9 protein-coding genes are annotated in these 9668 nt (G+C 62.7%); 4 read left to right on the top strand and 5 right to left on the bottom strand.

From position 1 onward, the window contains the following. The coding region (locus Mgrana_RS16105) for an NAD(P)/FAD-dependent oxidoreductase (RefSeq protein WP_170146507.1) at positions 1 to 326 on the top strand (326 nt) is incomplete at its 5' end. Between the two features lie 18 nt (positions 327 to 344). Here the strand turns inward: Mgrana_RS16105 and Mgrana_RS16100 are convergent. Continuing rightward, the gene (locus Mgrana_RS16100) at positions 345 to 2315 is read right to left on the bottom strand and encodes an elongation factor G (RefSeq protein WP_119358604.1); all 1971 of its coding nucleotides are present in this window, start codon (positions 2313 to 2315) and stop codon (positions 345 to 347) included. 134 nt (positions 2316 to 2449) lie between these two features. Between Mgrana_RS16100 and Mgrana_RS16095 the strand changes: the two genes are divergently transcribed. Both Mgrana_RS16095 and Mgrana_RS16090 read left to right on the top strand, forming a co-directional pair. Next, entirely contained in the window at positions 2450 to 3544 is a 1095-nt protein-coding gene (locus Mgrana_RS16095) for a Gfo/Idh/MocA family protein (protein ID WP_119358603.1), read from the top strand. A 17-nt stretch (positions 3545 to 3561) separates the two neighbouring features. Further along, complete coding sequence (locus Mgrana_RS16090; RefSeq protein WP_119358602.1) at positions 3562 to 4287, top strand: sugar phosphate isomerase/epimerase family protein; 726 nt, start codon at positions 3562 to 3564, stop codon at positions 4285 to 4287. 6 nt (positions 4288 to 4293) lie between these two features. Here the strand turns inward: Mgrana_RS16090 and fumC are convergent, their stop codons facing one another. Together fumC and Mgrana_RS16080 are read right to left on the bottom strand one after the other, a co-directional pair. Next, on the bottom strand, positions 4294 to 5688 hold the full coding sequence (gene fumC / locus Mgrana_RS16085; protein WP_119358601.1) for a class II fumarate hydratase: 1395 nt from the start codon (positions 5686 to 5688) through the stop codon (positions 4294 to 4296). Positions 5689 to 6035: 347 nt separating this feature from the next. Next, complete coding sequence (locus tag Mgrana_RS16080; RefSeq protein ID WP_119358600.1) at positions 6036 to 6785, bottom strand: patatin-like phospholipase family protein; 750 nt, start codon at positions 6783 to 6785, stop codon at positions 6036 to 6038. Positions 6786 to 6907: 122 nt separating this feature from the next. Here Mgrana_RS16080 and Mgrana_RS16075 point away from each other — a divergent pair, with 122 nt between their 5' ends. Continuing rightward, positions 6908 to 7723: a serine/threonine-protein kinase gene (locus tag Mgrana_RS16075; protein ID WP_119358599.1), complete on the top strand. Its 816-nt coding sequence runs from the start codon at positions 6908 to 6910 to the stop codon at positions 7721 to 7723. 12 nt (positions 7724 to 7735) lie between these two features. Here the strand turns inward: Mgrana_RS16075 and Mgrana_RS16070 are convergent, their stop codons facing one another. Both Mgrana_RS16070 and Mgrana_RS16065 read right to left on the bottom strand, forming a co-directional pair. Then, positions 7736 to 8866, bottom strand: coding sequence for a citrate synthase/methylcitrate synthase (locus Mgrana_RS16070; RefSeq protein ID WP_170146508.1), 1131 nt, complete (start codon positions 8864 to 8866; stop codon positions 7736 to 7738). A 93-nt stretch (positions 8867 to 8959) separates the two neighbouring features. Further along, positions 8960 to 9668: HesA/MoeB/ThiF family protein (locus tag Mgrana_RS16065; protein WP_119358597.1), on the bottom strand; the 709-nt coding region annotated here is incomplete at its 5' end.

Raw genomic sequence — 9668 nt, 5'->3', positions numbered from 1 at the left:
TCAAGACCGGGGAGAAGTACGACTACCCTACGGATGGGGTCTTTGTCTTCATCGGGCACGTGCCCAACACCGGCTTCCTGAAGGGCCTGGTGGAGTTGCGCCCGGATGGCTACGTGGCGGTGCGGGATGAGATCTTCACCTCGGTGCCGGGGCTGTTTGCGGCTGGGGATGTGGCCGACCCCATCTACCGTCAGCTGGCTACCAGTGTGGGGGCTGGAACCCGTGCGGCCATGGTGGCCGAAAAGTACCTGGTGGAGCTCGAGAACCCCCAGTCTGAGGCGGCCCAGGACCCTTCCCCGGTGGTTGAGGCTTGGCTGAGTGAGTAGGCCGGTTCTCGCAGCGCCTCAGGATGTGGCTTGAGAGCGCTCCTGGATGACCTTCTGTGCCAACTGCGGGGGAACCTCAGCGTAGTGGGAGTGCTCGAGGCTGTAGGCTCCAGTTCCCTGGGTGAGCCCGGAGAGGGTACGGCTGTACTCTAAAATCTCCGCCAGCGGAGCCTCAGCGCTGATCACTGCGAGGGCCCCATCCTGATCCATGCCCAAGATGCGCCCCCGCCGCGACTGAAGATCGGAGAGGATATCCCCCACGCGATCTTGGGGAACAAATATTTTGAGGGTGTAGATGGGCTCCAGGAGCACCGGGCCGGCCTGGGCCATCACGGTTTTAAAGGCCAGCGAGGCTGCAATCTGAAAAGCCATGTCGGAGGAATCCACCTCGTGGTAGCTGCCATGATAGACCGAGGCCTTGTACCCAATCACCGGAAACCCCGCCAACACCCCTTGCTTGGCCGCTTCTTTGATCCCCATCTCCACCGACTCGGTGTATTTGGTGGGGATGACCCCCCCGGTGATCTCCCAGACGAACTGATAGTCCTCGTGGGGCTCCAGCCGCAAGAACACATCGCCGTACTGCCCGTGCCCGCCGGATTGCTTCTTGTGCTTGCCCTGCCCTTCGGCCTTGCGGCGGATGGTCTCCCGGTAGGGGATTTTGGGGGGACGCAGGGTGATTTTGACCCCGTAGTCGGCCAAGCGTTCTTTGGCCGTCTCGAGGTGCAGATCACCCATCCCCCACAGGATTTGCTCGCCGGTCTCGGGGTTGCGCTCAAAGCGTAGGCTGGGGTCTTCTTCCAGCAGCTTGCGCAGGGCCTCCCCCAGCTTGGACTCGTCCCCACGCGACTCCGGCGCGATGGCGGCCATGGCTACCGGGTCGGGGAGGCGGGCCGAGGGGAACTCCGGGCGCTCCCCCGTCCATAGCTCCATCCCCTTGTGCAGGGTATCGGCTTTGGGCAGGGCCAGAATGGTGCCCGCTTCGGCCTCCTCGAGCTCGAGCAGGTCTTTGCCCTTGGCGGTGTAGAGGTGTGGCAGCCGCACCGGTCCGTTATCCGACTGCAAAGTGTCCCCGGCTTTGAGCTTGCCCCGGTACAGCCGGGCGAAGGCCACCTGCCCCATGAAGGGGTCTACTTGCATCTTGAAGACCTTGGCGGCACAACTGCCCTCGCCCCAGCGCTCCACCGGGGAGGGAAGGGCCTCGAGGAACAAATCCAGAAGCATGTCCAGCCCGATTAAGGCCCCTGAACTGCCGATGGCGACGGGATAAACCTGCCCTTTGCGCACCGCCTCGTGGAAAGCCCGTGAAAGGGCCACCTCCTCGACCTCGCCGCCCTCGAGGTATTTCTCCAGGAGTCCCTCGTCGGTCTCGATGATGGCCTCCCTGGCCTCGTTGCGGTATTTTTCCACGCTCGCCCGCTGGTCCTCGGGAAGGCTGGTGACCACGGGGCGCCCTTGCTCGTAGCGGAAAGCCCGGTCGTGGAGCACATCGATCAGGCCCACCCACTTGCCGCCCTCATACAACGGCAGATGGGCCGGAAGGATGGGGCCAAGGGTGGAGCGCAGATCCTCCAGCAGGGCAAAAAAATCGCCACCCTTTTCCAGCTTGGTGACGACGACCATCCGGGGAGCCCCCAGCCTCTCGGCCACCGTCCAGGCCCGCTCGGTGCCAATTTGCACGCCTGCCTCGGCGCTTACGGCCACCACTGCGGCATCGGCGGCCTCCATGGCCCCGCGAATTTCCCCTACGAAGTCGGCGTAGCCGGGCGCATCCAGCAGATAAATGCGGTGCCCTTGGTAGACCAGCGGCAACACCCCGGTACGGACCGAGACCCGGTGAGCCTTCTCTTCCGGGGTGTAGTCCGAGGTGGTGCTGCCGTCTTCTACCTTGCCCATGCGATCCTTGCCCCCGGTGAAGTAGAGAAGCGCTTCTCCGAGGGTGGTTTTGCCGCTCCCGCTGTGCCCGACCAGGGCGACGGTGCGAATCATGGCTTACCTCCTTGGTAAGGCCAAGTATACGCTCGAGATGGGGGAAAAATAACCCTGGGTACGCCAGGGGAATGGGGATGGGGGAGGCGTCTTGCTTGTCAAAACCAGGAGGGGGGTGTTTAACTGGAATCCACATGAACCGCCATAAGATTGGGATCGTTGGCGCAGGAAACATCTCGGGAATCTACCTCGAGGCCCCCCGCAAGTTCTCCAACCTGGAGGTTGTGGCCTTGGCGGACCTGGATCTGGATAAAGCCCGGGCCCAGGCTGCAAAGTATGGGGTGCCCAAGGCCTGTACGGTAGATGAGCTGCTGGCCCTGCCGGAAGTGGAGGGGGTGGTTAATCTGACCGTCCCCAACGCCCATGCCGAGGTCAGCCGGGCGGCGCTACAGGCTGGAAAACACATCTACACCGAAAAACCCCTAGCCACCGTGCTGGAGGAGGGGCAGGAACTGCTGCGGTTGGCTAGATCCAAGGGCCTGGAGCTGGGGTGTGCCCCCGATACCTTTTTGGGAGGAGGCCTACAGCACGCCCGGCAGCTTCTGGATGAAGGGGTGATCGGGGAGCCGGTCGCCTTTCAGGCGGCCATGCTCAGCCACGGTCCAGAAGCCTGGCACCCCAGCCCGGAGTTCTTCTACCAGCCAGGGGCCGGACCCCTTTTTGATATGGGGCCGTACTACCTCACCGCGCTGGTAGCCCTGCTGGGCCCGGTAGCGGCGGTCAGTGGGTTTTCCCGGGCCAGCTTCCCAACCCGCACGGTGGGGAGCGGCCCCAAGAAGGGGGAGGCCATCGCGGTCAATACCCCTACCCATGTGACCGCCAGCCTCGAGCTGGCCTCCGGGGTGATCGGTACCCTGACCACCAGTTTTGATACCTACTGGGAGAAGTACGACACCTTGGTGATCTATGGCTCGAAGGGAACCATGGTGCTGCCCGACCCCAACAGCTTTGGCGGGAATGTGCGCATCTGGAAAGATAAGGCCTGGCACGAAAGCGCTCCGGCTCATCCATTCACCGAAAATTCCCGGGGGATGGGCTTGAGCGAGATGCTCCACGCCCATGCCCGTGGACGGGAGCCCCGGGCAAGCGGCAGCCTGGCCCTGCACGTTTTGGAGACCATGCACGCCATCCTGCGAAGCTCGAGGGAGCGCCAGGCGGTAGCGGTGCACAGCCAGCCGGGCCAACCGGCCCCGCTGCCCCTGGGATCCGATGAGGAAATCCTGCGCTAAGCGGAAAGGAACCCCTTATGCACCCACCCATTGGCCTTCAGGTCTACAGCCTCCGCGAGGCGCTGGCCCAGGACTTTTACGGAACCCTCGAGCAGGTGGCCCAGATGGGGTATACGGGGGTGGAGCTGTTTGGGAACCTGCCCCCGATTCCCGAGTTAAAACCAAGGCTGGAGGAGCTGGGGCTCGAGGTCGCGGGGCGACATGCCTCCCTCGACCAGCTCACGGCGGGGGTCGAACCGTTTCTCGAGGAGGTGCGGGCTTTGGGCGCGAAGTACCTGGTGTGTGCTTGGTCGAAAGCCAACCCCACCTGGGCGCAGAACGCCGATAGCCTGGCGGAGCTGGCTGAGCATACCCAGCGGGCGGGATTGAGGCTGCTGTACCATAACCACGACCACGAAATTCGTGAGGGGTTTGCCGGCAGTACAGCCCTGGACTACCTGCTCTCGCGCTCGGAGGCTTTGGGGGCAGAGCTGGATATCGCCTGGCTGCACGCCGGGGGGGCGGACCCGGTTACCTACCTTCGGCGCTATGCAGCGCGCGCCCCGCTGCTGCACCTCAAGGATGTGCGCAAGGGGGGACAGGGCTGGGAAACGGTGGAGCTGGGCATGGGGGAGGTCAACCTGAAGGCCGCGCTGGCCCAGACCACAGGAGCGGAGTGGCTTTTGATCGAGCAAGACCACAGCCCAGATCCGCTGGGGAGTGCGCGGCGCAACCTCGAGTGGCTGAAGCGGCACCTGGGCTAACCCCGCTCAGCTGGGGTGGGTCATCTCCATCGGGACCACCCAGCGGTCAAATTCCTCTGCGGTCAGATACCCCAGGGCCAGTGCGGCTTCCTTGAGGCTGGTTCCCTCTTTATGGGCTTTCTTGGCGATGGCTGCGGCCCGGTCATAGCCGATATGACGGTTCAAGGCGGTGACGACCATCAGGTTTTTCTCGAGGTTTTCCCGGATGCGCGGCAGGTTGGGTTCAATTCCCACCGCGCAGTGGTCGTTGAAGGCCTCGCAAGCATCCCCCAGAAGCTGAATGCTGGTGAGAACGTTGTACACCATCACCGGCTTGAAAACGTTGAGCTGAAAGTTCCCCTGGCTGCCGGCAAAGGCTACTGCCGCGTCGTTGCCATAGACCTGCACGCAAACCATGGTCATGGCCTCGCTTTGGGTGGGATTAACCTTTCCGGGCATAATGGAGGAACCGGGCTCGTTCTCGGGGATGGTGATCTCCCCGATGCCGTTGCGGGGCCCTGAGGCCAGCCAGCGCACGTCGTTGGCGATTTTCATGAGGGCGCCAGCTAAGGTGCGCAGCGAGGCGCTGACCGTGACCAAGGCATCGTGGGCACTGAGGGCGGCAAACTTGTTGCGGGCTGAAACAAAAGGGAATCCGGTCTCCTTGGCAAAGTAGGAAGCGGCCAGATCCCCAAACCTCGGGTGCGCATTGAGCCCTGTGCCCACCGCGGTCCCGCCGATGGCCAGCTCATACAGCCCCTTCTCAGCGTGAGAAATTTGCTCGAGGCCGTACTCGAGCTGGGCTACCCAGCCGCCAATCTCCTGACCCAGGGTGATGGGGGTGGCGTCTTGAAGATGGGTGCGCCCCACCTTCACGACGTCCTTGAAGGCCACCGACTTGTCCGCCAGGGTATCGCGCAGCTTCTGGACCTTGGGGTAAAGCTGGCGGTGCAGTTCCTCTACCACCGCGATGTGCATGGCAGTGGGGAAGGTGTCATTGGAGCTTTGCCCGCGGTTCACATCATCGTTGGGATGAATAGGGGTTTTGCTGCCCAGCACCCCGCCTGCCATCTGGATGGCCCGGTTGGCGATGACCTCGTTGGCGTTCATGTTGCTCTGGGTGCCCGAGCCGGTCTGGAACACCACCAGTGGGAAATGGGCGTCGAGCTTGCCGGCGATCACCTCGTCCGCCGCCCGCACAATCAGTTCGGCCTTCTCGCGCGGCAGTTCCCCCAGCTCGGCATTGGCCAGGGCGGCCCCTTTCTTTAGGATTCCCAGGGCTCGGATGATGGAGCGGGGCATCTTGAAGCGCTCAACCCCGATGGGAAAGTTTTGGATGCTGCGCTGGGTCTGAGCCCCCCAGAGCGCTGAATCTTCGACCTGAATCTCGCCCATGCTGTCTTTTTCGACCCGGTAGCTCATAGCCTGAATATTTTATCCCGGATTCAAAAAGACCGCTGGCAAAACCAAAATCCCAAGGGGCTGTCTTTTTGAATCCTAGAGCGGTTGCCACGAATGCTTGTCCCAGCCGAGGACGGCTGGGACAAGCAAAACACTCGCCTAGCTAGGCGAGTGTTTGTGGCAGACGCGATAGAGCATGTCAGTCGGCGAAAAAAGTGTCTCCCTTTCCAAGGGGCGTTATCGCCCTCCGCTATGCGGATAACTTCGGTCGGGCCAGCTTGTCACTGAATGGTGACGAACTGGCCAAATCTGGTATTACGCCTGACCCGCCCCCGCTTTGGGGGTGCGGCCTGGGCCAGAGTAGGGCTTCAGCGCTTGGAGTGGAGCCGAGCCGCTGAGGCCGCTTTGCGCCCGGCCTCCACGATCTCCTCGAGCCGCCCAAACTGCTCGATGCCCACCCCCGGAAGCTCGGGGCGGATATACAGCTCCGGGGGGTACAGCGAGCGCCGGGCCGCGGTGAGGTGATTTTGCATGATGTCAATGGAGCGGCGCACCTGGCCCAAGGCGGTGCGGGGTACCCCGGGCAGGCTGATCTCGGGGGTCACATCCACCGCCAGCACGTACTTAGCCCGGAGGAAGCGGGCTGCGTCTACAGGCAGATTGTCCAATACGCCCCCGTCCACATAGGTGCGGCCCTCGAACCTCACCGGAGCCACCAGGCCAGGATAGGCGGCGGAAGCCATCACCGCGCCAGGCAGATCCCCCTCAGCGAAGTAGGCCAATCGCCCGGATTCCAAGTCCACGGCGGTGATCACCAGTTGCCGCTCTAAGGCTTCAAAGCGCCGGGGCAGGTGTCGGGACAGCCATTCCCGTAACCCCTTGTGGGAGATCAGCCCTGGGCGGGGCACCAGATCCAAGAGGCGCAGCCAGGGGGTCGAGCGGGCCACACTGAGGATCTCGGCGGGGGTTTTGCCGGAGGCGTACAGGGCCCCAACCACCGCGCCCATATCGGTCCCGGCGATGACATCAGGGTGAAACCCCTGCGCCTCGAGCACCTCTAACACCCCGATGTGGGCTAGCCCACGCGCCCCTCCACCCGACAGCACCAATCCGCGCATCAGGGTTAAGTCTATCGCTTGAACCGCCGGCCCAGGAGGGGGGTAACGCTGGGCCCCTGAAGACGCCCAAAGCCCGCCAAGAATGGACAAGGCCCATCCCCGGTGCCCGGTATAGTGAGAACGTGGGACTGGCCGGGGTGACGCTCGAGGGGCGCTACAAGGTGATTCGGCCTATCGCTCGAGGAGCGCTAGCGACCGTACACCTGGCGTTCGATGTGCACGGTACGCCGTACGCCCTGAAGGTGTTTCCTAAGGGCTTCGAGGGCCGGGCAGATCGCGAGTGGAAGGTGGGGCAGATGCTGCGGGATCACCGCATCAACCCAGTGTTGGCCCGGTTAAGTGTCCCTGATGGCGAGGTCGAGCACCCTGCGGTATTGCTGGCCTATGCCCCTGGAACCCGGCTCTCGCAGTGGCGCTCCGAGCATCCCACCCAGCTTCTGCCGGTGTTTGCCCAACTTTTAGAGGCCCTAGCCCACATGCATGCCCAGTCGCTGGTACACCGGGATATCAAGCCGGATAACCTTGTGGTAGACGGCACGGGTGAGGCCCGGTTGGTGGACTTTGACCTCTCTGGGCCCAGCGGTGAGCGCTTCAACCAAAGGGTGCGGTTGGGGACTCTGGCCTACATTGCACCGGAGCAGGTGCGGGGGCATTCCCCTACCTTTGCTTCTGATCTCTACAGCGCTGGGGTCATGCTTTTCTGGCTGATTACCGGGGAACTCCCCTATATGGGCGAACCGCTCGAGGTGATGCAAGCCCACCTCGAGCAGCCCATCCCCCCCCTGGTTCCCGATCCAGCCACCGGCCTCGAGCTGACCCCTGAGCTTGCCGCCTTTGTGGCCCGGCTGATGGCCAAAAACCCTGAGGAACGCTACGCGGACGCCACAGAGGCCCTGGCGGCGTTCCGTGGGCTGCTGGAGGGGCAGACCCCAGCGTAGCCTTCTGGGCTGTTACCGCTTGGTGATCGGTACGTAAGGCACATCCAGCTTGCCGGTATACAGCGAATCCGGGCGCAGCAGGCGGTTGTCTACCTTGGTGTACTCGAGGATGTGCGCCGTCCAGCCGGAGATGCGGGCCACCGCGAAGATAGGGGTGAAGAACTCGAGGCCATACCCCAGATCGCTGTACACCACCCCAGAGTAGAAGTCCACGTTGGGATAAATCCCCTTGGGGTTGTAGATGGCCCCGGCCTGGCGCTCCACCTCTTTTAGGATCGCATACTCTTTGCTGTGGCCGTGTTTGGCCGCGACCTCGGCGGCGTATTTGTTGAGCACCCCAGCCCGGGGGTCGTAGGCCTTGTAGACCCGGTGGCCCATCCCCATGACCCGCCCCTTCTTGGCCTGCAGCTCGGCCAGCCAGGAGGAGACCCGCTCCGGACTCCCGATCTCGGCCAGCATCTTCATCACCGCCTCGTTGGCCCCGCCGTGGCGGGGGCCCTTAAGCGCGGAGATGGCGGCCACGATCGAAGAATAGAGGTCGGCCTGGGTGGAGTACGCGGCGATGGCGGTGAAGGTTGAGGCATTGAAGCCGTGCTCAGCCTGCAGGATCAAGGCCACATCCATCAGCTTGGTCTCCTCTTTGCTGGGCACCTTGCCGGTGGACATATAGAGGAAGTTGGCTGCGTGAGAGAGCCCTTTGCGCGGGGCGAGGATGGAGAGCCCTTCCCTCGAGCGCTTGATGGCCGCGACCACAGTGGGGAATTTAGCGATCAGCGAAAGGCTTTTTTGGTACAGCCCCTCCGGGCTGATCTCGTCTTCATGGGGGTCGAGCATCCCCAGCTCGCTGATGGCTGTGCGCAGGGCCGACATGGGATGAGCGGTCTTGGGATAGGCCTTGATGTTGCGAATCAGAGAGCGGGGCAAAGCCCGCTCGGCCACTAGGGCTGCACTAAACGCCTTGAGCTCGGCTCGAGTGGGCAGCTTGCCGTGCAGCAATAAGTAGCTGACCTCCTCAAAGGTGGAGTATTCAGCCAGATCCTGAATTTTATAACCGCTGTAGTAGAGCTTGCCCTGATCGCCGTCAATGTAGCAAAGGCTGCTTTCAGTGAAGATAACATCTTCCAGACCCCGTGCGATATTCACTGTGGTGGCGCTCATACTTCCTCCTCAACCCTTCCCCCAGCGGGCCTTCACAACCCCTGGAAAGCAGTTAGCAAAGTGTATTCTAGCAGCTTCCTACACCGAAATTCCGCACCAGGCCTCATAATCTATGAGTGTAGTTACACTAGGTTGGTCTCCACAGACCGGGCAATCGGGGCGGCGAGAAAAGGCCACTTGGTGAAAGCCGTGATGCAGTACGTCATACAGCAGCAATCGGCCGGAAAGCGGCTCACCCAAGCCCAGCCGGAGCTTTAGGGCCTCGGCGGCCATCAAGCTCCCAATCACCCCCGGCAGTACCCCCAATACCCCGGCCTCAGCACAGTTTGCAACGCTGCCCGGCTGGGGAGGGATGGGATAGAGACAGCGATAACAGGGCCCCCCTTGGCAGTGGAATACCGAAACCTGTCCCTCAAACTGGTGTATTGCCCCATAGACGAGCGGTTTATCTAGAAGTACACACGCATCGTTGACCAGATAGCGGGTAGGGAAGTTGTCACTGGCGTCAATCACCACATCATAGGGGCGCAGGAGATCAAGGGCATTTTGCGAGGTCAGCCGCAGCGCATGGGCCTCCACCTGGAGGTGGGGGTTGAGTGCCTCGAGCTTCTCCCGAGCGACCTCGGCTTTGGATCGTCCGATCTCAGCGGTGGAGTAGAGCACCTGTCGCTGAAGGTTGGAGAGCTCTACCCGGTCCATCTCGATAATCCCGAGGCGCCCTACCCCGGCGGCGGCCAGGTACATCAGGATGGGGGAGCCCAGCCCGCCGGGGTAGGGCGCCTCGGGA

Origin of the sequence: Meiothermus granaticius NBRC 107808 (assembly GCF_003574355.1) — a bacterium.
Taxonomy (GTDB): domain Bacteria; phylum Deinococcota; class Deinococci; order Deinococcales; family Thermaceae; genus Meiothermus; species Meiothermus granaticius.
This window is presented reverse-complemented; position numbering and strand designations above follow the sequence as displayed.

Bases quoted from the DNA above. Each gene is read 5' to 3' on its own strand.
- Mgrana_RS16080 (WP_119358600.1), bottom strand. From the start codon at position 6,785: ATGCGCGGATTGGTGCTGTCGGGTGGAGGGGCGCGTGGGCTAGCCCAC.
- fumC (WP_119358601.1), bottom strand. From the start codon at position 5,688: ATGAGCTACCGGGTCGAAAAAGACAGCATGGGCGAGATTCAGGTCGAA.
- Mgrana_RS16090 (WP_119358602.1), top strand. From the start codon at position 3,562: ATGCACCCACCCATTGGCCTTCAGGTCTACAGCCTCCGCGAGGCGCTG.
- Mgrana_RS16095 (WP_119358603.1), top strand. From the start codon at position 2,450: ATGAACCGCCATAAGATTGGGATCGTTGGCGCAGGAAACATCTCGGGA.
- Mgrana_RS16100 (WP_119358604.1), bottom strand. From the start codon at position 2,315: ATGATTCGCACCGTCGCCCTGGTCGGGCACAGCGGGAGCGGCAAAACC.